The organism is Actinokineospora spheciospongiae (genome assembly GCF_000564855.1).
In the GTDB taxonomy this organism is placed as follows: Bacteria; Actinomycetota; Actinomycetes; order Mycobacteriales; family Pseudonocardiaceae; genus Actinokineospora; species Actinokineospora spheciospongiae.
The window spans coordinates 17,790-39,116 of the sequence record NZ_AYXG01000111.1; the positions used below are offsets into that span (position 1 = coordinate 17,790).

19 protein-coding genes and 1 tRNA gene are annotated in these 21,327 nt (G+C 72.6%); 11 read left to right on the forward strand and 9 right to left on the reverse strand.

Going from position 1 to position 21,327, the window contains the following annotated elements:
- Positions 1–31 precede the first annotated feature (31 nt).
- Both UO65_RS16000 and UO65_RS16005 read right to left on the reverse strand, forming a co-directional pair.
- Complete coding sequence (locus tag UO65_RS16000; RefSeq protein ID WP_035283303.1) at positions 32–1,117, reverse strand: branched-chain amino acid aminotransferase; 1,086 nt, start codon at positions 1,115–1,117, stop codon at positions 32–34.
- Between the two features lie 68 nt (positions 1,118–1,185).
- Positions 1,186–2,367, reverse strand: a complete 1,182-nt coding sequence (locus UO65_RS16005; RefSeq protein ID WP_152552114.1) for a hypothetical protein — start codon at positions 2,365–2,367, stop codon at positions 1,186–1,188.
- A gap of 178 nt (positions 2,368–2,545) precedes the next feature.
- On the opposite strand from UO65_RS16005, the gene UO65_RS16010 reads away from it, so the two are divergent.
- Positions 2,546–4,042, forward strand: a complete 1,497-nt coding sequence (locus tag UO65_RS16010) for a leucyl aminopeptidase (RefSeq protein ID WP_035283307.1) — start codon at positions 2,546–2,548, stop codon at positions 4,040–4,042.
- Between the two features lie 106 nt (positions 4,043–4,148).
- Here the strand turns inward: UO65_RS16010 and UO65_RS16015 are convergent, their stop codons facing one another.
- Complete coding sequence (locus tag UO65_RS16015) at positions 4,149–4,478, reverse strand: hypothetical protein (RefSeq protein WP_035283309.1); 330 nt, start codon at positions 4,476–4,478, stop codon at positions 4,149–4,151.
- Positions 4,479–4,704: 226 nt separating this feature from the next.
- Here UO65_RS16015 and lpdA point away from each other — a divergent pair, with 226 nt between their 5' ends.
- The 5 genes from lpdA (at position 4,705) to lipB (ending at position 10,434) form a co-directional block, all read left to right on the forward strand.
- The gene (gene lpdA / locus UO65_RS16020) at positions 4,705–6,075 is read left to right on the forward strand and encodes a dihydrolipoyl dehydrogenase (protein ID WP_035283311.1); all 1,371 of its coding nucleotides are present in this window, start codon (positions 4,705–4,707) and stop codon (positions 6,073–6,075) included.
- A gap of 61 nt (positions 6,076–6,136) precedes the next feature.
- Positions 6,137–7,954 (forward strand): 2-oxoglutarate dehydrogenase, E2 component, dihydrolipoamide succinyltransferase, encoded by a 1,818-nt coding sequence (sucB, locus tag UO65_RS16025; protein WP_035283313.1) that lies wholly within the window; start codon positions 6,137–6,139, stop codon positions 7,952–7,954.
- A 129-nt stretch (positions 7,955–8,083) separates the two neighbouring features.
- Positions 8,084–8,968: a TIGR01777 family oxidoreductase gene (locus tag UO65_RS16030; RefSeq protein WP_035283315.1), complete on the forward strand. Its 885-nt coding sequence runs from the start codon at positions 8,084–8,086 to the stop codon at positions 8,966–8,968.
- The gene (locus tag UO65_RS16035) at positions 8,965–9,600 is read left to right on the forward strand and encodes a phosphatase PAP2 family protein (RefSeq protein WP_035283316.1); all 636 of its coding nucleotides are present in this window, start codon (positions 8,965–8,967) and stop codon (positions 9,598–9,600) included. The genes UO65_RS16030 and UO65_RS16035 overlap by 4 nt, the downstream gene beginning before the upstream one ends.
- Positions 9,601–9,699: 99 nt before the next feature.
- Complete coding sequence (gene lipB / locus UO65_RS16040; protein WP_035283317.1) at positions 9,700–10,434, forward strand: lipoyl(octanoyl) transferase LipB; 735 nt, start codon at positions 9,700–9,702, stop codon at positions 10,432–10,434.
- A gap of 6 nt (positions 10,435–10,440) precedes the next feature.
- Here lipB and UO65_RS16045 read toward each other — a convergent pair whose 3' ends face one another.
- Together UO65_RS16045 and UO65_RS16050 are read right to left on the reverse strand one after the other, a co-directional pair.
- Entirely contained in the window at positions 10,441–11,547 is a 1,107-nt protein-coding gene (locus UO65_RS16045; RefSeq protein WP_152552115.1) for a hypothetical protein, read from the reverse strand.
- A gap of 20 nt (positions 11,548–11,567) precedes the next feature.
- Positions 11,568–12,176, reverse strand: a complete 609-nt coding sequence (locus UO65_RS16050) for a TetR/AcrR family transcriptional regulator (protein ID WP_035283319.1) — start codon at positions 12,174–12,176, stop codon at positions 11,568–11,570.
- Between the two features lie 124 nt (positions 12,177–12,300).
- Between UO65_RS16050 and UO65_RS16055 the strand changes: the two genes are divergently transcribed.
- The 3 genes from UO65_RS16055 (at position 12,301) to UO65_RS16065 (ending at position 14,760) form a co-directional block, all read left to right on the forward strand.
- Positions 12,301–12,819, forward strand: coding sequence for a hypothetical protein (locus UO65_RS16055; protein ID WP_035283320.1), 519 nt, complete (start codon positions 12,301–12,303; stop codon positions 12,817–12,819).
- Positions 12,820–12,989: 170 nt separating this feature from the next.
- A complete protein-coding gene (gene lipA / locus UO65_RS16060; RefSeq protein ID WP_035283321.1) occupies positions 12,990–13,991 on the forward strand; it encodes a lipoyl synthase in 1,002 nt (333 codons plus the stop codon).
- 112 nt (positions 13,992–14,103) lie between these two features.
- Positions 14,104–14,760 carry a DedA family protein gene (locus UO65_RS16065; protein ID WP_035283322.1) on the forward strand — a complete coding sequence of 219 codons (657 nt, stop codon included), beginning with the start codon at positions 14,104–14,106 and terminating at the stop codon, positions 14,758–14,760.
- 59 nt (positions 14,761–14,819) lie between these two features.
- Here the strand turns inward: UO65_RS16065 and UO65_RS16070 are convergent.
- The 3 genes from UO65_RS16070 to UO65_RS16080 all read right to left on the reverse strand — a co-directional run bounded on the left by UO65_RS16070 (position 14,820) and on the right by UO65_RS16080 (position 15,916).
- Positions 14,820–14,894: transfer RNA gene (locus UO65_RS16070), tRNA-Val, on the reverse strand.
- A gap of 41 nt (positions 14,895–14,935) precedes the next feature.
- On the reverse strand, positions 14,936–15,394 hold the full coding sequence (locus UO65_RS16075) for a peroxiredoxin (RefSeq protein WP_035283324.1): 459 nt from the start codon (positions 15,392–15,394) through the stop codon (positions 14,936–14,938).
- A 90-nt stretch (positions 15,395–15,484) separates the two neighbouring features.
- Positions 15,485–15,916 carry a DUF3052 domain-containing protein gene (locus UO65_RS16080; RefSeq protein ID WP_035283325.1) on the reverse strand — a complete coding sequence of 144 codons (432 nt, stop codon included), beginning with the start codon at positions 15,914–15,916 and terminating at the stop codon, positions 15,485–15,487.
- A gap of 302 nt (positions 15,917–16,218) precedes the next feature.
- Between UO65_RS16080 and aceE the strand changes: the two genes are divergently transcribed.
- Entirely contained in the window at positions 16,219–18,987 is a 2,769-nt protein-coding gene (gene aceE, locus UO65_RS16085) for a pyruvate dehydrogenase (acetyl-transferring), homodimeric type (protein WP_035283345.1), read from the forward strand.
- A gap of 28 nt (positions 18,988–19,015) precedes the next feature.
- On the opposite strand, the gene pnuC is transcribed toward aceE, so the two are convergent.
- Positions 19,016–19,636: a nicotinamide riboside transporter PnuC gene (pnuC, locus tag UO65_RS16090; protein WP_035283327.1), complete on the reverse strand. Its 621-nt coding sequence runs from the start codon at positions 19,634–19,636 to the stop codon at positions 19,016–19,018.
- 486 nt (positions 19,637–20,122) lie between these two features.
- Here pnuC and UO65_RS16095 point away from each other — a divergent pair, with 486 nt between their 5' ends.
- The gene (locus tag UO65_RS16095; RefSeq protein ID WP_035283328.1) at positions 20,123–21,313 is read left to right on the forward strand and encodes a PucR family transcriptional regulator; all 1,191 of its coding nucleotides are present in this window, start codon (positions 20,123–20,125) and stop codon (positions 21,311–21,313) included.
- The last annotated feature ends 14 nt before the right edge of the window (positions 21,314–21,327 follow it).

The following is a 21,327-nucleotide window of genomic DNA, read 5'->3' on the forward strand; positions in this document are numbered from 1 at the left end:
GGGCGGGCCGGAGCCCGCCCCGCTGATGCCGTCAGAGGGTGCTCATCCAGCCCTGGGGGTCCTCGATCCGGCCGTACTGCAGGTCGGTGAGGGTCTGGCGGAGCCTGGTGGTGACCGGGCCGGTGGCGCCGCCGGAGACGTCGAAGGACCCGGTGGCGTGCTTGACGTGGCCCACCGGGGTGATCACGGCGGCGGTGCCGCAGGCGAAGACCTCGGTCAGCTCACCGGAGGCGGCCTTCTTCTCCCACTCCTCGGTGGAGATCGGGCGCTCCTCGGTGGTGTAGCCCAGGTCCCGGGCCAGCGACAGCAGGGAGTCGCGGGTGATGCCGGGGAGCAGGGAACCCGACAGCGCCGGGGTGACGACCTTGTCGCCCAGCACGAAGAACAGGTTCATGCCGCCCATCTCCTCCACCCAGCGGCGCTCCACGGCGTCGAGCCAGACGACCTGGTCGCAGCCCTGCTCGGCGGCCTGGGCCTGGGCGACCAGCGACGCGGCGTAGTTGCCCGCGAACTTGGCCGCGCCGGTGCCGCCGGGGGCCGCGCGGACGTACTCGGTGGACAGCCAGACCGTCACCGGCTTGATGCCACCGGCGAAGTACGCGCCAGCGGGCGAGGCGATGACCAGGTACAGGTACTCCGAGGCCGGGCGGACGCCGAGGGCCGCCTCGGTGGAGATCATGAACGGCCGCAGGTACAGCGACTCCTCTGGCTTGGTGGACACCCAGCGGCGGTCGGCCTCGACCAGCAGGCGCAGGGACTCCAGGAACAGCTCGTCCGGCAGCTCCGGCATCGCCATGCGGCGGGCGGAGGCGCGGAAGCGGGCGGCGTTGGCCTCCGGGCGGAAGGTGGCGATCGAACCGTCCGGCTGCGCGTAGGCCTTGAGGCCCTCGAAGATCGCCTGGCCGTAGTGCAGGACCGAGGCCGAGGGGTCCAGGGTCAGCGGCTGGTACGGCCCGACCCTGGCGTCGTGCCAGCCCTGCTCGCGGGTGTGGCGGACAGTCACCATGTGGTCGGTGAAGTAGCGTCCGAAACCGGGGGACGCGAGTACCTCCGCGACCCGCTCCGGGGTGGCCGGGTGGGGGTTCGGAGTGCTCGTGAACGACAACGTCGACGTCATGGGGGCACCGTATCCGGTGATCGGCCCGGCAGAGAATCGGTATCCCGACATTCGGGCGTCCGACCACCTCAGGTGACCGCCCGCGTTCGGTGCGCCCACAGCGCGCCGCCACCGAGGAGCAGGACCCCGGCCGCGGTGGCGAGGGCGGGGATGGAGATGTTGACGCCGACGACGACGCTGAGCACGAGGCCGCAGCAGCCGGTGCGGACCCAGCTCGAGCGGTCGTGGCGCGGCAGCGAGCGGGCGGCGGAGTTGACGAACGCGGCGTGCCCGAGCAGCAGGCACGCGGCCACCTCGGCCAGCAGCGCGGGTGCCAGTGCGACCGAGGCGCCGACGGCGAGCACCGCGACCGCGAGCGCGTGGTGGCGGGCCGCGCCGGGCAGCTCGCCGTGCTCGGCCAGGTCGCGGGCGGCGCAGAGGGCACCGTCGAGCAGCGCGCGCACGACCAGCACCGCGCCCAGGGCGAGGCCGAGGGTCAGCAGCGGGTCGAGGACCGCCCCGTCGGCGGCGGCCAGGGCGTCGCGCAGCGGGGTCGGCGACAGCGCCGCGCGCGGACCACCGAGCTGGCGCAGCACGACGACCGCCACCCCCAGCGAGACCAGCAGCGCGGCGAGCACCACCGGCACGGCCGTGCGGGCCGTGCCCGCCCGTTCGAAGCCGAGGAAGCCCAGCGTGAGCAGACCCGCGGCGGACAGCACCCCCGTCGGGTCGTCGGTGCCCGGGGCGCCCGCGGCGACGGTGACCGCGGCGTCGGCCGGGGCGATGGCCAGCCCGACCACCGCGAACCCGACGACGGTGAGCAGCACCACGGCCCAGGCGATCCTGGTCACCGCGGGTGGCACCGCGGGCGGCGCGACCACCAATGCGGTGACCACCACCAGCAGCGCGACCGCCGCGTACGCCGGGCGGGCGGGCCACAGGTAGGTGCCCGCGGCACCGGCGACAGCCGCAGCGGCGACCACCCGGCCCACGACCGAGAGCAGCCCGGAGAGCCGCGCGGGGACGAGCCCGAGGCGTTCGCGGACGTGGGCGTCGCGGTCGCCGGTGGGCGACTGGGCCAGCAGGTCGGCGTGCGACACCGCGGTCAGCACGCTCACCAACCCGGCCAGGCCCAGCGCGGCGAGCGACCACCAGCCCGCGACCGCCGCGGCCGGTCCGACCGCGACCAGCGCCGCGGTGACCACCGCACCCGCCAGGAGCGGGAGCACCCCGATCCGGGTGCCCACCGGAACGTGTCCGATCGCTGTCACGGGCGCAACCGTGTCAGATTCGTGGCCGACGCACCATCCGGCCACCGGTTGAAAGCCATGCCCAACTGGTTAGCATACGTCACCACCCGGGCCGCAGGACCCGGTCCGACCAGGCTCGGGCGACCCACGAGGCCGTCCGCCGGGTCAATCCGAAGCCAACCCCCGAGGAGCACCTGACGTGACCGCCCCCAAGCTGGCACTGGCCACCGCACCGGTGACCGAGGCCCCCGTCGACGCGATCGTGATCGGCACCGTGCAGCACGGCTCCGGCCTCGCGCTGGCGCCCGGCGCGGAGCAGGTGGACGCGGCGTTCGACGGCGCGCTCACCGAGGTGCTCGGCGCGCTGGGCGCCACCGGCAAGGCCGACGAGGTCGTCAAGCTGCCCACGCTGGGCAGGCTGCCCGCCACCGTGGTGGTCGCCGCGGGCCTGGGCAAGGCCGCCGCGGACGGCTCGGTGACCGCCGAGCAGGTGCGCCGGGCCGCCGGTGCCGCCGCCCGCGCCACCGGGTCGAGCAAGCGGGCCGCCACCACGCTGTCCGCCGTCGACCTCCAGGCCGCGGTGGAGGGCTTCCTGCTGGGCTCCTACACCTTCTCCGCGTACAAGTCCGACGCCACCGAGCGCGAGCTGGCGCGGGTGGAGCTGGCCGCCCCGGCCGGGGGCACCGCCAAGGAGCACCGGGCCACCCTCAAGGCCGCCACCGCGATCGCCGAGGCCGTCACCACCGCCCGCGACTTCATCAACACCCCGCCCAACGACCTGTACCCGGCGTCGTTCGCCGAGCGCGCGGTCGCGCTGGCCAAGGACGCGGGCCTGGAGGTGGAGGTCCTCGACGAGAAGGCGCTGCGCAAGGGCGGCTTCGGCGGCATCCTCGGCGTCGGCGTGGGCTCCGCCCGCCAGCCTCGGCTGGTGCGGCTGACCTACCGGGGTCCGCGGGCGCGCAAGAAGGTCGCGCTGGTCGGCAAGGGCATCACCTTCGACACCGGCGGCATCTCGATCAAGCCCGCGGGCGGCATGGAGGCGATGACCTCGGACATGTCCGGCGCGGCGGCGGTCGTGGCGAGCGTGGTGCTGGCGGCGAAGCTCAAGTACCCGCTGGAGGTCGTGGCCACGGTGCCGATGGCGGAGAACATGCCCTCCGGGGCCGCCTACCGCCCCGGCGACGTGCTGACCATGTACGGCGGCAAGACCGTCGAGGTCCTCAACACCGACGCCGAGGGCCGCCTGATCCTGGCCGACGCCATGGTGCGCGCCGCCGAGGACGACCCGGACTACCTGATCGAGACCTCCACGCTGACCGGGGCGCAGGTCGTGGCCCTGGGCAACCGCACCGCGGGCATCATGGGCTCCGACGAGTTCCGCGACCGCGTCGCCGGGATCGCCCGCGGCACCGGCGAGGGCGGCTGGGCCATGCCGCTGCCCGAGGAGCTGCGCGCCGACCTGGACTCCCGGCTGGCCGACCTGACCAACGTCACCGGGCAGCGCTGGGGCGGGATGCTCGCCGCGGGCGTGTTCCTCCGCGAGTTCGTCCCCGAGGACCTGCCGTGGGCGCACCTCGACGTCGCGGGCCCGGCCTACAACGGCGGCGCCCCCTGGGGCTACACCACCAAGGGCGGCACCGGCCTCCCGGTCCGCACGATCGCGGCCGTCCTGGCCGACATCGCCGCGAACGGCTGACCGCACCCCCGACAGCGGCGGCGGATTCCCCGGGAACCGCCGCCGCTGTCGTCGGCCCGACCGCCGCGACCGGGTCGGGGCGTGATCAGCGCGGGCCAGGCGGGTGCTAGGCCTTGCCCTCGCGCTTCTGCCTGGCGATGTAGTCGCGCATCCGCTGTGGCAGCCCGACCCGGTTCACCTCGTACACCGGGATGGACCGCTTCTTGCCGAAGGCGAAGGCCGCGTCCAGGTCGGCGATGCGCCGCCGGGTCCACTCGCCGTCGTGCGCGACGAGTACCACGGTCGTGTCCGTCACGTTCGTCTTCGGCTCCACGTACGCCTCGACGCCGGTGCGCGCCGCCGCCCACTCGTCCAGGTGCGAGGTGTCCTGCTTGCTGGCCGCGCGCAGCACGCCGGGCTTGCCGCGCTTGCGCCGCAGCGAGTCGAAAACCCCCATCTGCCCCTCCTCTTCCCGGCCCCGCCCACGGGGCCGCGTTCCCAGTGTCCCCCGGTACCGGTCGGTAACCACGGAAGGGACGCAACGGACACCCCGACCACCTCGCAAGCCTGCCTCACGAAGTGACAAGATGGCGTGTGGTGGCTGCGCCGAACGTGTGATCGCGCGCCGCCCGCCGCACTGGACGCAACATTGACAGAACGCTGTCGCACGTCGAGGAGATCCCGTGACTGACACCTCCGCTGACCTCGTGATCCTGGGTGGCGGGTCCGGCGGCTACGCCTGCGCGTTCCGCGCGGCCGAGCTAGGACTCTCGGTGATCCTGGTGGAGAAGGACAAGGTCGGTGGCACCTGCCTGCACCGGGGCTGCATCCCGACCAAGGCGCTGCTGCACGCCGCCGAGGTCGCGGACAACGCCCGCGAGGGCGACCAGTTCGGGGTGAAGTCCTCCCTCGAGGGCATCGACATGAACGGTGTGAACTCCTACAAGGACTCCATCGTCACCAACCTGCACAAGGGCCTGCAGGGCCTGTTCAAGGCCAACAAGGTCACCGTGGTCGAGGGCGCGGGCACCTTCGTGGGCCCGAACAAGGTCACCGTCGACGGGCAGACCTACACCGGCAGGAACGTGGTGCTCGCCACCGGTTCCTACGCCAAGACCCTGCCCGGCCTGGAGATCGGCGGCCGGATCATCACCAGCGACCAGGCCCTGAACCTCGACCACGTGCCGGAGAAGGTCGTCGTCCTCGGCGGCGGCGTGATCGGCGTGGAGTTCGCCAGCGTGTGGCGCTCCTTCGGCGCCGAGGTCACCATCGTCGAGGCGCTGCCCCGGCTGGTGCCGCTGGAGGACGAGTGGGCCTCCAAGCAGCTCGAGCGGGCCTTCCGCAAGCGCGGCATCAAGTTCAAGACCGGGGTGAGGTTCACCGGCGCCACCCAGAGCGACACCGGCGTCTCGGTGTCGCTGGAGTCCGGCGAGTCGATCGACGCCGACCTGCTGCTGGTCGCGGTCGGCCGCGGCCCCAACAGCGCGGGCCACGGCTACGAGGAGGCCGGGGTCACCATGGACCGCGGTTTCGTGATCACCGACGAGCGGCTGCGCACGAACCTGCCCGGCGTCTACGCCGTCGGCGACCTGGTGCCCGGCCTGCAGCTCGCGCACCGCGGCTTCCAGCAGGGCATCTTCATCGCCGAGGACATCGCCGGGCAGAACCCGAAGGTCATCGACGAGGCGGGCATCCCGAAGGTGACCTACTGCAAGCCGGAGGTCGCCTCGGTCGGCCTGTCCGAGGCGCAGGCCAAGGAGAAGTACGGCTCGGCGGAGACCCTGGTCTACGCCCTGTCGGGCAACGGCAAGAGCCAGATCCTCAAGACCTCCGGCGGCGTGAAGCTGGTCAAGGCGCCCGACGGCCCGGTCGTCGGCATCACCCTTGTGGGTGAGCGCGTGGGCGAGCTGATCGGCGAGGCCCAGCTCATCTACAGCTGGGAGGCCTACCCCGAGGACGTGGCACCGCTGATCCACGCCCACCCCACCCAGACGGAGGCCCTCGGCGAGGCGTTCCTCGCCCTCGCGGGCAAGCCGCTACACGTGCACGGCTGACCGGAAAGCTCAGCCCACGTCCCGCCAGCCATGCCAGAAAGCACGAGGAGTCCAGGAAACCATGGCGTTCTCCGTTGAGATGCCGGCGCTCGGAGAGAGCGTCACCGAAGGAACAGTCACCCGCTGGCTCAAGCAGGAGGGCGACACGGTCGAGGTCGACGAGCCGTTGCTCGAGGTCTCGACCGACAAGGTCGACACCGAGATCCCGTCGCCCGCCGCGGGCGTGCTGACGAAGATCCTCGCCCAGGAGGACGAGACGGTCGAGGTCGGCGCCGCGCTGGCCGAGATCGGGGACGCCTCCGAGTCGGGGGGCTCCGACTCCGGCGGTTCCGCCGAGCAGGCGGCCGAGCCGGAACCCGAGCCCGAGCCCGCGCAGGAGGCGGAGCCCGAGCAGGAGGAGGCCCCCTCGTCTGGCCCGCAGCCGTCGTCGGACGCGTCGTCCGGGGGCAGCGGCAAGGGCACCCCGGTGACCATGCCCGCGCTGGGCGAGAGTGTCACCGAGGGCACCGTCACCCGCTGGCTCAAGCAGGTCGGCGACTCCGTCGAGGTCGACGAGCCGCTGCTGGAGGTGTCCACCGACAAGGTCGACACCGAGATCCCGTCGCCGGTGGCGGGCACGCTGCTGGAGATCAGCGCGGGCGAGGACGCCACCGTCGAGGTCGGCGGCAGGCTCGCCGTCATCGGCGACGCGGGTGCCGCGCCGCGGTCGGGCGGGGACATCGAGTCGAAGCCCGCGTCCGGCGGGGACGTGGAGGCCGCTCCCGAGCAGCCGGAGCAGGAGGCCCCGAAGGCCGAGCCGAAGCAGGAGGCTCCCCAGAAGGAAGCCCCCAAGCAGGAGGCGCCGAAGCAGGCGCCGAAGCAGGACGAGGCCCCCGAGCCCGCGCAGGCCGAGACCAACGGCAGCGCCCCGTACGTGACCCCGCTGGTGCGCAAGCTGGCCGGTGAGCACGGCGTGGACCTGTCCTCGCTCAAGGGCACCGGCGTCGGCGGTCGCATCCGCAAGCAGGACGTGCTGGCCGCCGCCGAGGCGAAGAAGGCAGAGAAGGCCAAGCCCGCCGAGCCCGCTCAGCCGCAGCGCCGCCCGGACCTGACCGCCGCCGCCTCGACGGCCTCGACGCCGTTGGCGCCGAGCAAGCCGGGGTCGGTCGACACCTCGCTGCGCGGCACGACGCAGAAGATGACCCGCCTGCGCCAGACGGTGTCGCGCCGGATGGTGGAGTCGCTGCAGACCGCGGCGCAGCTCACCCAGGTCGTCGAGGTCGACGTGACCCGGATCGCCAAGCTGCGCTCGCGGGCCAAGGCGGCGTTCGAGGCGCGCGAGGGCGTCAAGCTGACGTTCCTGCCGTTCTTCGCCAAGGCCACCGTCGAGGCGCTCAAGCAGCACCCGAAGCTCAACGCCTCCATCGACGAGGAGGCCAAGGAGGTGACCTACCACGGCGCCGAGCACCTGGGCATCGCGGTGGACACCGAGCGCGGCCTGCTCACCCCGGCGATCCACGACGCGGGCGAGCTGAACCTGGCCGGGCTGGCGCACAAGATCACCGACCTCGCGGACCGGACCAGGGCCAACAAGGTCACCCCGGACGAGCTGTTCGGCGCGACGTTCAACCTGACCAACCTGGGCAGCCAGGGCGCGCTGTTCGACACCCCGATCATCCAGTTGCCGCAGGTCGGCATCCTGGGGGTCGGCCTGGTCGTCAAGCGCCCGGTCGTGATCACCGACGAGAACGGCGACGACACCATCGCCGTTCGCTCGATGGTGTACCTGGCGCTGACCTACGACCACCGCCTGGTCGACGGCGCGGACGCGGGCCGGTTCCTCTCCACGGTGAAGAACCGCCTGGAAGAGGGCGCCTTCGAGGCCGACCTGGGTCTCTGACCGGTTCCTCCGGCCAGAGTGGACACGAGGAGGGCCGCCCCGCCGGGGCGGCCCTCCTCCGTCATCGCCCGCGGGTAACCGCCGTCACCCGGGCGTGCGCGCCGACCGGATGTTCGGGACGATCACCCCATGCGCGTAGTCGTCGCCGGGTCGTCCGGCCTCATCGGGACCGCTCTCGTGGCCAAGCTCCGACACGACGGCGACGAGGTGCTGCGACTGGTCCGCCGCGAGCCGCAGGCCCCGGACGAACGCCGCTGGGACCCGCCGTCGGGCACGCTGCAGGAGGGCACCCTCGACGGCGTCGACGCGGTGGTCAACCTGTGCGGTGCCGGGGTCGCCGACCGCCGCTGGACGCAGGCGCGCAAGCAGATGCTCCTCGACAGCCGCGTCGAACCGACCGAGGTGCTGGCCGCCGCGGTGGCCGAGGCGGGGGTTCCGGTGCTGCTCAACGGCTCCGCCGTCGGCTACTACGGCACCATCCCGGCGGGCCCGGCCGACGAGGACGAGCCCGCGGGCCGCGGTTTCCTGGCGGAGCTGTGCGTGCGCTGGGAGGCGGCGACCGCGGCAGCCTCGGCGGCGGGCGCCCGGGTCGTGCTGGCCCGCACCGCGCAGGTCCTGTCCCCCAGCGGCGGCCTGCTCGGCCCGCTGCGCCCGCTGTTCTCCCTCGGCCTGGGCGGCAAGCTGGGCAGCGGCAGGCAGTACCTGCCCTGGATTCACCTGGACGACGAGGTCGACGCGCTGGTGTTCCTGCTGCGCGAGGACATCTCCGGCCCGGTCAACCTGGTGGGCCCGAGCCCGGCGACGAACGCCGAGTTCACCCGCGCGTTCGGCCGCGCCCGCAACCGCCCGGCCCTGTTCCGGGTGCCGAAGGTGGCGCTGCAGGTCGCGCTGGGCGAGTTCGCCGAGGAGATCCTGCGCAGCCAGCACGTGGTCCCGAGGGTGTTGCAGGACCACGGTTTCGCGTTCCGCCACGACACCGTCGACGACGCCCTGGCCGCGCTCGAACAGCGGTGAGGCGGCTGCTCGGCGTCGGCCTGCTGCTGGTCGTCGCCTTCGTCGCGCTGGGCCTGACCGTGTCCGGTGTCACCCCGGGTGTCGACCGGTTCGTGGCCGAGGCCCTGGGCGGCGGCTTCGCCGGGGACATCGGCGCGGTCGCCTCGGTGGTCAGCGACGTGTTCGGCCCGGTCCTGCCGGTCGTCCTGGGCGTGGGGCTGCTGGTGCGGGCCGCGGTCGTGCGGACCGCCGACCGCGACCGGTCCCGCCTGCTGCTCAAGGCGGTGGTGGTATTGGTGCTGTGCAGGCTGGTGTCGTTCGTGAAACCGCTGTTCGCCAGGGCCAGGCCGCGCGAGTACCCGGACTTCAGCTTCCCGAGTGGACACGTGACGTCGGTGGCGGCGGTGGCGTTCACCGCCGCCGTGCTGTGCGCCTGGCTGGCCCGCCCCCGGCTGCGCGCCTGCGTCTTCTGGGGCGGGTTGGCGGTGCTGGTGGCCGCGCTCTGCCGCATCCTGCTGGACGTCCACTGGCTCACCGACACCGTCGGCGCGGTGGTGGGCGTGCTCGGCGTGGGCCTGCTCGCCTCCGCCGCCCTGGGCCTGCTCCCACCCCCGCCCCCGGCCGGGGAAGCGGGGTCCCGACCGGGACCGTGATCGGGTACGGGCCCGTTCTTCCCACCCCCGCGCGATTCTGGGATCGGAGCACGCCCGCTCGTCCGGGACGGACGGCCGGACGAGGCGTAGTGTCGTCGCGTGAGCGCTGTTGAGGTCTCCTGCCGGGCGAGCGCGGACCCGGTCGACGTTCGTCCGATCGGGACGGTGGACTACCTGCGCACCTGGCGGTGGCAGCGGGAACTGGCCACCGCCCGCGCCGACGACGCGGGCCCGGACACCCTGCTGCTGCTGGAGCACGACCCGGTCTACACCGCGGGCAAGCGGACCACCCCGGAGGAGCGGCCGGACGACGGCACCCCGGTGATCGACGTCGACCGCGGCGGCAAGATCACCTGGCACGGGCCGGGGCAACTGGTGGGCTACCCGATCGTCAAGCTGGCCGACCCGGTCGACGTGGTGCGGTACGTGCGCCGGGTCGAGGAGGCCATGATCGCCGTGTGCGCCCACTTCGGCCTGGCCACCGGCCGCGTCGAGGGCCGCAGCGGCGTGTGGCTGGCCGCCGACGGCGTGCGCCCGGAGCGCAAGATCTCCGCGGTGGGCATCCGGGTCCAGCGCGGGGTCACCATGCACGGCTTCCAGCTCAACTGCGACGCCGACCTGACCCCGTTCGACCACATCGTCCCCTGCGGCATCCGCGACGCCGGGGTGACCTCGCTGACCCTGGAACTGGGCCGCCCGGTCCCGGTCTCCGAAGTCCTCCCCCTGGCCCGCGATGCCGTCCTGGCCGCCCTGGACGGCACGCTGCCCGTCCGCGACCACTGGCTCGCCCAGGAGCAGCCCGCACTGCCCGGCGTCACCTTCGCCCTGCGCTGACCCGCCCTAGGCGACCCGGGCGACAGACACCGGCGGGTACCCGGGGTGTCCCACGGCCAGCGTCGTCCCGGGGTCGGGAGCGGCGCTGAGCCAGGCCGCGCCGGTGTCCCAGATGGTGCCCAGCAGCTCCACCGAAGCACCGGGGAGCAGCAGCGTGCGGGTGCTGCCGTCGGACAGCCGCACGGTCGCGCTGGCCTTCGCGGTGCCGTCGCGACGGGCCTTCCACGGCGCGAGGCTGAGTTCGACCCGGGTCCACTCGGCGGCCCCGACCAGCGCGGGCAGCCGCAGGTTGACCCGGGCGTGCCAGACGGTGAGCGCCAGGGCCAGCCCCACGCACAACAACCAGGACGCCACGCTCACCAGCATCGTGGACGGCCGCATGCCGATCACCAGCCACGCGCTCACCGTGATCGCGAGCCCGAAGAGGAACAGGGCGACCAGGGAGACCGTGTTCACCGACAGGGTGCGCGCGGTCAGCACGGCGGGGTCGGCCCGGGGTGCCTTGGCGGTTCCCGGGGGAACGGCGGCCAGCGCCCACGCGGGCAGGGCCTCGTGCGTGCCGTCGACGCGCAGCGCGGCCCACCCGGTCTCGTCCGGGCCGACGACCCAGGCCCGGCCGGTGCGGGCGATCACGGCGTGGTGCGCCTCGGTCAGGGCGGTGACCCGCACGGCGGTGCTCGCCGCGCCCTCCCCCAGCGCGACGACCGAAGCCCAACCCGACGACCGGCGCCGCACCACCCTGGCGGGCACGGGCCGCCACGGCGCCGCGTGCAGCAGCCGGGGTCCGCGCGCCGACCGCAGCCACCGGCCCCACAGGTACTGCCGCGAGGCGACCAGGCCGAGCACGCCCAGCATCACCGCGAGGTGCAGCGCGAACAGGACCGACGCCCCGCTCCAGGCGAGGACGAAGGCGCTGCTGAAGACGAAGGCGAGCAGCACGACCACCATGGCCAGGCCGAAGCTCTGGTCCTGGCGCACCCGCAGCAGGATGGCGGTGGTCGGGTCGGTGATCGCCGGGCGGTCGAGGGCGGGATCGCGGACGACCGGCGCGGTCGACTCCATCAGCAGCTCCCCCAGGGTCAGGCCCGGGAACCCGGGTCTCGCTGGGGGCATCGTCCCAGGCGCGGGAGCCGTTATCGCAGCCTGGTCACCCGCATTCCCTCCAGCACGCGGGTGATCGTCAGCGAGACCTCCGCGCCCGCCCGCTCGGGGTCCTCGGCGGTGGCGATGATGGTGGCCCCGGTGGACAGCGCGCCGAACAGCACCCTGGCGGTGACCTCGACCGGCAGCGCCTCGATCTCCCCCGCCGCGATCAGCGCCTCCAGCGCGGCCTTCACCAGGCCGTAGCTGAAGTGCTCCTCGGCCGCGCGCCAGCGCTCCCAGCCCATCACCACCGGGCCCTCGTGGATCACGATGCGCTGGTAGTCCGGCTCCAGGCAGACGCCGACGTAGCCGCGCAGGGCGCTCATCGCCCGGTCCCAGGCGTCGCCGGGGCCCGTCACGACCTGGCCGAGGCGGGCGATGACACCGGACTCGACCGCGTCGAAGGCGGCCTCGAACAGCGCCTGCTTGCCGCTGAAGTGGTGGTAGAGCGCGCCCTTGGTGACCCGGGTGCGGCGGGCGATGGCGTCCAGCGAGGTGGCGGCGTACCCGTGCTCGGTGAACAGCGCGACGGCCGAGTCGACCAGGGCGTTCCTGGTCGACTCGCTGTAGTCCACCCGCCTGGACTGCGCTGTCGTCATCACCACACCGTAACTTAATCGGACGGACATACCGGAGGTATGGCCAGTGCTAGATTGTTGACCATACTGACGGTATGCCGCAAACCCACGGTATGGCGAAGGTCACGGGGAGGAGTCCATCACCATGAGCTGGAACGACTACTACCGCAGACAGGCGGCGCTGGACGCGGTCTTGGCGCACGTCCGGCACAACCCGGAAGGACCGCTGTCGGTGGCCGACGTGCCACTGGCGGCGGAGGTGTTCACCGACACCGACGAACTGCTGCTCGCCCTGCACCACCGGTGGATGCTGCGGCTGACCGGCCGCCTCGAGGTGGCGGCCGCCGAGGCCGACCGCGATCCGGCACCGGACCGGGTGGGCGCCGCATCGGCCGCCTGGCGCGCGGCCGCCGAGGAGTCCCCGGTGCTGCACCGGCTGCTGGAGGCGCACGACACCGAGGCGCTGCGCCCGGTGCGCGAGGCCGAACAGCGCCTGCTCGCCCTGTCGTCCGGCCTGGCCGACGACGACGAGTCCCCCGAGGAGGCCACCCGCATCGGTGCCGCCCACCTGGCACTGCTGCGCAGCACACCGGCGGAGGTGGCCGCGCCGCCGCGCAGGCCGTCCGCGGTCGGGCTGCTGCGCAGGCTGGTCGCCAGCGCCTGACACCCCTGCTCGAGGAGCGCAGCGCCGCGCCCCCGAGAAGGCGTCCCCGCGGTCTGTGGCGACAAACCGGACACCGCCCGGACATTCCGGGGGCGAACAGTGGCGTTGACCGGCGTTTCGCCGGACCCCGCGCGTTTCCACCCCTCGCCGGGGAGGCGTAGCCTGAGCGGGTGACGGTAGCGCCTGAGGGTCGGAAGATGCTGCGCCTCGAAGTGCGCAACAGCGAGACCCCGATCGAGAGAAAACCCTCCTGGATCAAGACCCGCGCCAAGATGGGCCCCGAGTACCGCGAACTCAAGGGCCTGGTCAAGCGTGAGGGCCTGCACACGGTGTGCGAGGAAGCGGGCTGTCCCAACATCTTCGAGTGCTGGGAAGACCGCGAGGCCACCTTCCTCATCGGCGGCGAGCAGTGCACCCGCCGCTGCGACTTCTGCCAGATCGACACCGGCCGCCCCGCCGACCTCGACCGCGACGAGCCCCGCCGGGTCGCCGAGTCGGTCCAGGCGATGGGCCTGCGCTACTCCACCATCACCGGCGTCGCCCGCGACGACCTGGCCGACGGCGGCGCGTGGCTCTACGCCGAGACGGTCCGCCAGATCCACGCCCTGAACCCGGGCACCGGCGTCGAACTGCTGATCCCCGACTTCAACGCCGAACCCGACCAGCTCGCCGAGGTGTTCGGCTCCCGCCCGCAGGTGCTCGCGCACAACCTGGAGACGGTCCCGCGCATCTTCAAGCGCATCCGCCCCGCGTTCCGCTACGAGCGCTCGCTGAAGGTCATCACCGAGGCCCGCGAGTACGGCCTGGTGACCAAGTCCAACCTGATCCTCGGCATGGGCGAGACCCCCGACGAGGTCACCGCCGCCCTCCAGGACCTGCACGACGCGGGCTGCGACATCATCACCATCACCCAGTACCTGCGCCCCAGCCTCCGCCACCACCCGATCGACCGGTGGGTCAAGCCGGAGGAGTTCCTGGAGCACAAGGAGGCCGCCGAGGCGATGGGCTTCGCCGGGGTGATGGCCGGGCCGCTGGTGCGCTCGTCCTACCGCGCCGGGCGGCTCTACACCCAGGCGGTCGAACACCGGGGCGAGGTCGTCCCGGAGAACCTGCGCCACCTGGCCGAGGCGGGCGCCGCCAGCCAGGAGATCAGCGCGCTGCTGCAGCGGTAGCCACCCCGGGCGTTACGCCCTTCGAGTGGCGGCGATATACACATCCGGGGGGAACCGGGAGGAAACGGGCTCCCTCTGATGGGAAGTCGCCGCCACCCGAAGGAGTACCCCCGTGGGCCTGATGACCGATGTCCTGGACTGGCTCCAGGCACTGCCGCAGCCCGGCCTGGTCGCCGCGACCGGGGGCCTGGTCCTGGCGGAGTGCACCATCGGCCTGGGCTTCATCGCCCCCGGCGAAGCGGGCCTGCTGGTCGCCGCCACCACCGCGATCACCCCCACCCGCTTCCTGGTCCTGTGGGGCGTGGTGACCCTCTGCGCGGCCACCGGCGACTCGCTCGGCTACCTGATCGGCCGCCGCTACGGCCCCCGGCTGCGGGAAACCCGGCTGATCCAGAAGTACGGCGTCGGCGGCTGGGACAAGGCCACCGGCATCCTCCGCCGCCGCGGCGCCTGGGCGGTCTTCTTCGCCCGGTTCCTGCCCGTCGTGCGCACCCTGACCCCGGCCGCCGCCGGGACCTCGGGGCTGCCGTACCGCAAGTTCCTCCCGGCCGCCGCGGCCGGGGCCGCCTGCTGGTCGGCCCTGCACATCGGCATCGGCGCGGCCCTGGGCGAGGCCGCGAAGCGGCTGGAGAGCGCCATGAGCACCGGCGCGCTCGCCGTCGTCGCCGCGGTGGTCGCGGCCGTCGTGATCGCCCACGTCGTCAAGAAGCGCCGCGCGAAGGCCACCCCCGCGACAGCGGTCGAGGACGACCTCGAACCCGTCGCCTGACGGGGCGGTGGAACGACCACGTCCCGCCGACGGGGGCGGGACGTGGTGCGGGTGGGACCTGGTGGGCGCAGCAGGATTCGAACCTGCGACCGCTCGGGTGTAAACCGAGTGCTCTTCCGCTGAGCTATGCGCCCCGGGAGCGCGCCGGAACCCGGCACGCCCGCCGAAGAACGGCCTACAGGGCCGCGACGGCCTTCTTCCAGGCGGCCTGGTCGCGGGCCTCGCCGGGCTGGTTGACCTGGGCGTAGCGGACGACGCCCTCGGTGTCGATGAGGAACGTGCCGCGGTTGGCCAGGCCCGCGGCCTCGTTGAACACGCCGTAGGTCTTGGCGACCTCGCCGTGCGGCCAGAAGTCCGACAGCAGCGGGAAGGTGTAGCCCTGCTGCTCGGCCCACGCCTTGAGGCTGAACGGGGTGTCGACCGAGACGCCGACGACCTGGACGTCGTTGTCGGCGTACTCGGCGAGTTCGTCGCGGACCTGGCAGAGCTCGCCCTGGCAGATGCCGCTGAAGGCGAACGGGTAGAACACGAGGAGGACGTTCTTGCCGCCCCGGAAGTCCGACAGCTTCACCGGCTGCTTGTTGTAGTCGTTGAGCGTGAAGTCCGGAGCCTGGGAACCGACCTCGACAGCCATGCCCGACATCCTCCCGATCAGTGGTGACCCGTGCGCGGACAGCCTAGGGCACCCGGGCGGCCCGCCACCCGGGTGATCGGCCCGGCGGCGTCAGCGCCTGGTCTTGGCGGACTTCGGGGACACCAGCCTGGTGCCCGCCCAGTCCTTGCCCACGCTGACGCTGGAGGTCTGGGCCAGTCCGGCGGTGGGCACCGCCTCGGCGATGTCCGACGGCTCGACGTGCCCGTCGCGCCCCGGCTTCGGCGTCAGGACCCAGATCACGCCGTTGTCGGCGAGCGGGCCGATCGCGTCCACCAGCGCGTCGACGAGGTCGCCGTCGCCGTCGCGCCACCACAGCAGGACGACCTCGACCACCTCCTCGGCGTCCTCGTCGAGCAGGTCGGCGCCGATGCGGTCCTCGATCGCGGCACGCAGGTCGTCGTCGACGTCCTCGTCCCAGCCGATCTCCTGGACGACTGCGCCCCCAACGATCCCCAGCTTGTCGGCGATGCCGATGCTCCCGGCATCTCCCGCGGCCACCACGGTGTCACTCCTCCATCTGCGCTGTCACGGGGGCGCGGGTCGCTGACCGGCCCGTCCACCGCGTCCTGCCTGTTCGGTTAGGCGATAGCGAACACTGACAGTGGCCACCTGCGCAACCGTCCTGTCCCCGACACGCCGGGAACCGTGACCCCCTCGACGCCCGGCCGTGGCCACGCGCACCCCTACTGACCAGTAAGGATGACGCGGGCTTCGATTCAGACGAACATGGCAGAGTGAGTCTCGCGCGCGTGTCACCCGCGCGCGCGATGCAACCCGACCTCGACCCAGGCTGGAGCTCCACCGTGGCCACCCACAACGACAGGTCCGGCGCACCCGAACGGGTACGCGTCATCCGCGACGGCCTCGCCGCGCACCTCCCCGACATCGACCCGGAGGAGACCTCGGAGTGGCTGGAGTCGTTCGACGCCGCCCTCGCCGAGGGCGGCCAGCAGCGGGCCCGCTACCTGATGCTCCGGCTGCTCGAGCGGGCCAGGGAGAGCCACGTCGGCGTCCCGTCGCTGACCAGCACCGACTACGTCAACACCATCGCCACCGACCGGGAGCCGTGGTTCCCCGGCGACGAGGAGGTGGAGCGCCGGTACCGGGCGTGGATTCGGTGGAACGCGGCGATGACCGTGCACCGCGCCCAGCGCCCCGGCGTGGGCGTCGGCGGGCACATCTCCACCTACGCCTCCTCCGCGGCCCTCTACGAGGTGGGCTTCAACCACTTCTTCCGCGGCAAGAACCACCCCGGCGGCGGTGACCACATCTACGTGCAGGGCCACGCCTCCCCCGGCATCTACGCCCGCGCGTTCCTCGAGGGCCGCCTGTCCACCGACCAGCTCGACGGGTTCCGCCAGGAGCTGTCGCACGCGGGCCCCGGCGGCGGGCTGCCGTCGTACCCGCACCCGCGGCTGATGCCGGACTTCTGGGAGTTCCCGACCGTCTCCATGGGCCTGGGCCCGATGAACGCCATCTACCAGGCCCGGTTCAACCGGTACCTGCGCGACCGCGGCATCAAGGACACCTCCGACCAGCGGGTGTGGGCGTTCCTCGGCGACGGCGAGATGGACGAGCCGGAGTCGCGCGGGCTGATCCACGTCGCGGCCAACGAGCAGCTCGACAACCTCACCTTCGTGATCAACTGCAACCTGCAGCGCCTGGACGGCCCGGTGCGCGGCAACGGCAAGATCATCCAGGAGCTGGAGTCCTACTTCCGCGGCGCGGGCTGGAACGTCATCAAGGTCATCTGGGGCCGGGAGTGGGACGCGCTGCTGCACGCCGACCGCGACGGCGCCCTGGTCAACCTGATGAACACCACCCCCGACGGCGACTACCAGACCTACAAGGCCAACGACGGCGCGTTCGTCCGCGAGCACTTCTTCGGCCGCGACCCGCGCACCAAGGCCCTGGTCAACCCGATGAGCGACCAGGAGATCTGGAACCTCAAGCGCGGCGGCCACGACTACCGCAAGGTCTACGCGGCCTACCAGGCGGCCACCGAGCACCACGGCCAGCCGACGGTGATCCTGGCCAAGACGATCAAGGGCTACAACCTCGGCCCGCACTTCGAGGCGCGCAACGCCACCCACCAGATGAAGAAGATGACCCTGGACGACCTCAAGGCGTTCCGGGACACGCTGCGCATCCCGATCGAGGACGCGGAGCTGGAGAAGGACCCGTACCTGCCGCCGTACTTCCACCCGGGGCAGGACGACGAGGCGATCCAGTACCTGCAGGAGCGGCGCCGCCAGCTCGGCGGGTACCTGCCCGAGCGCCGCACCAAGGGCAAGGCGCTGGTGCTGCCCGGCGACAAGCTCTACGACGTGCTCAAGCGCGGGTCGGGCAAGCAGGAGGTCGCCACCACCATGGCGTTCGTCCGGCTGGTGCGCGACCTGGCCAAGGACCCGGAGATCGGGCCGAGGCTGGTGCCGATCATCCCGGACGAGGCGCGCACGTTCGGCATGGACTCGATGTTCCCCACGCAGAAGATCTACAACCCCAACGGGCAGCTCTACACCTCGGTCGACGCGTCGCTGATGCTCAGCTACAAGGAGTCCGAGCAGGGCCAGATCCTGCACGAGGGCATCAACGAGGCCGGGTCGACCGCGTCGTTCACCGCGGCGGGCAGCTCCTACGCCACGCACGGCGAGCCGATGATCCCGATCTACATCTTCTACTCGATGTTCGGCTTCCAGCGCACCGGCGACGGCCTGTGGGCCGCGGCCGACCAGATGGCGCGCGGGTTCGTCCTTGGCGCCACCGCGGGCCGCACCACGCTGACCGGTGAGGGGTTGCAGCACAACGACGGGCACTCGCTGCTGCTGGCGGCGACCAACCCGGCCGTGGTGTCCTACGACGCGGCGTGGTCGTTCGAGATCGCGCACATCGTCAAGGACGGGCTGCGCCGCATGTACGGGGAGCAGGCCGAGGACGTCTTCTACTACCTGACGGTCTACAACGACCCGTACCAGCAGCCCGCCGAGCCCGAGGACCTCGACGTCGAGGGCCTGCTGCGCGGCCTCTACCGCTACCGGCAGGCGGAGTCCTCCACCGGGCTCAAGGCGCAGATCCTGGTCTCCGGCGTGGCCATGCCGTGGGCGATCAAGGCGCAGGAGATGCTGGCGGCGGACTGGAACGTCAACGCGGACGTGTGGTCGGCGACGTCCTGGTCGGAGCTGCGCCGCGAGGCGGTCGAGATCGACCGGCACAACCTGCTGCACCCGCAGGCCGAACCGCGCGTGCCGTACGTGACCACCGCGCTCAGGGGCAAGCAGGGCCCGGTCGTGGCGGTGTCGGACTGGATGAGCGCGGTGCCGGACCTGATCCGCCCGTGGGTGCCCACCGACATGACCACGCTCGGCACCGACGGGTTCGGCTTCTCCGACACCCGCCCGGCCGCCCGCAGGCACTTCCTGGTCGACGCCGAGTCGATCACCGTGGGCGTGCTGGCGGCGCTGGCCCGGCGCGGCGAGGTCGACCGGTCGCTGGTCGTCGAGGCGGCGCGCCGCTACAAGATCGACGACGTGACGGCGGCGGGCCCCCAGGTGGGTGACCCCGGCGTCGCCTGAGGCCCGACCGTGGCCGTGTGGGCACCGCTCACACGGCCACGGTGGCCTGCTGCCGCGCCGACCGGAACCAACTGACCCAGCCGTAGACCACCAGCCCGGCGAACACGATGTACACCGAGGCGCTGAACACCAGCCCCGACGACAACTGCAACGGCACGCCGATCGCGTCCACCACCAACCAGACGACCCAGAACTCGACCAGCCCGTAGGCCTGCAACGCGAACGCCAGCACGGTCCCGATGAAGATCGCCGAATCCGGCCACGGCGCCCACGACGCGTCCAGCGCGTCGAGCACCAGCGCGAACACCACGGTCCCGACCACGAACGCCGCCGCCGTCGCCACCAGCTCCCACCGGCTCGCCCGCCGCACCGCGACCCCGAACACCGGGTCCCGCCTGCGCGCCCACGCCCACCAGCCGTAGACCGCGATCAGGCCCACGGCCACCTGCCGCACCGCCAACCCGCCCAGGTGCGCCGACAGGTACACGGTGAACAGCAGCACCACCGAGACCAACTGCACCGGCCAGGTCCACAGCGTGCGCCGCTGCGCCAGGAACACCACGGCCAGCGCGAACACCTGCCCGATCAACTCCGCCCAGGCGATGCGCTGCCCGAACACGGTCACCCCGTAGTCCACCAGGACGTGCATGGCGTCCCCCTTCCCATGGTCGATCCAACCCCCCACCACAAGTCGTTTGTTCCACACCCGGTGTGACCGGCCGAACGGGTGGTGCACGGCCACTGCGTCGCACGAACGAGGGAACTGGACCGTTTCACCTAGCCGCGATACGGCCGGGCAGTCCATAGTGGAACTACCGGTGGGGACCGGGGAGAAGGGCCGCCCAGCATCGAGCGCACCGAACATGCTGGGCGGCCCGCCCCATTCCGAGTCCTGTTCGCACTCGTGCTTCCCAGGCGGATGGGGCGTCATTGAACCTGGGGGGCGACCCCCCAGACCCCCACGGTGCGGTGGGTTCCTGAACCAGCGTGGGCCGCCTTCGGCGAGCAGGACCGTTTGGGCGCGGTGGGTGCGGTGGGCTCAGTGGGTGCGGTGGGTGCGGTGGGTGCGGTGGGTGCGGTGGGTGTTGGGCGCGGCTTGGACTGGGTCAGCGGGGGGCGTGGGATTCTTTGGGGTATGAGTGGTCGGGGTTCGGTGGGGTTGTCGGCGGGGACTTTGGATTCTGTGGGGCGGGCTTCGGGGAAACTTGCGGCGGCTGCGGTGGCTGCGATGGATGAGCAGTTTGCTTGGTTTGGGCGGATGCCTGCTGATCAGCGGGCCAGTGTGTTGTTGGTGGCGCAGAACGGGGTGGCGGGGTTCACCGCTTGGTTGCGGGACCCTCGGGAGGCGCTGCGGATGACGACCGACACGTTCCGGGGGGCGCCCCGGGACCTGTCGCGGTGGATCAGCCTGCGGCAGACGGTGGAGATGGTGCGGGTGTCGTTGCAGGTGTTCGAGGACATGGTGCCGGACCTGGCCGCCGACGAGGCCGAACGGGCGGTGCTGTCGGAGGCCGTGCTGCGGTACGGGCGGGAGGTGGCGTTCGCCTCGGCCATGTCCTACGCGTCCGCCGCCGAGGCGCGGGGGGCGTGGGACGCGCGGCTGGAAGCGCTGGTCGTGGACGGGATCGTGCGCGGCGACGCCGAGGAGTCGCTGCTGTCGCGGGCGGCGGCGCTGGGGTGGGACCCGGCGGCCGAGGCCACCGTGCTGGTCGGGAACCCCCCCTCGGACGACCAGCCCACCGTGGTCTACGAGGTGCGCAGCCGGGCCGCGCGGGCGAGCAGGCCGGTGCTGCTCGGCGTGCAGGGCTCCCGGCTGGTGGTGGTGCTGGCCGGGCCGACCACCGACCCCGTCGACCGGGAGGCCCTGGTGCGGATGGCCTCGGCGTTCGGGGCGGGACCGGTGGTGGCCGGGCCCACCATGACCAGCATCGCCGAGGCGCACCGCAGCTCCTCCGACGCGCTGTCCGGGCTGCGCGCGGTGGTCGCGTGGCCGGACGCGCCGCGGCCGGTGCGCTCGGCCGACCTGCTGCCGGAACGGGCGCTGGCGGGCGACCCTGAAGCCGAGTGGCAGCTCATCGACCGGGTGGCCCGACCGCTGGAGGAGGCAGGAGGAGCCTTACAAGAGACCGTGGAGGCGTACCTCGCCGCGGGCGGGGTGCTGGAGTCGTGCGCGCGGCAGCTTTTCGTGCACCCGAACACGGTGCGCTACCGGCTGCGGAAGGCGACCGACGTCACCGGGCACAACGCCAACGACCCCCGGGACGCGCTGGTCCTGCGGGTGGCGCTGGCGGTCGGGCGGTTGTCCCGGGCCCGGGGACTCTGGTAGACCGTCAATTCCAG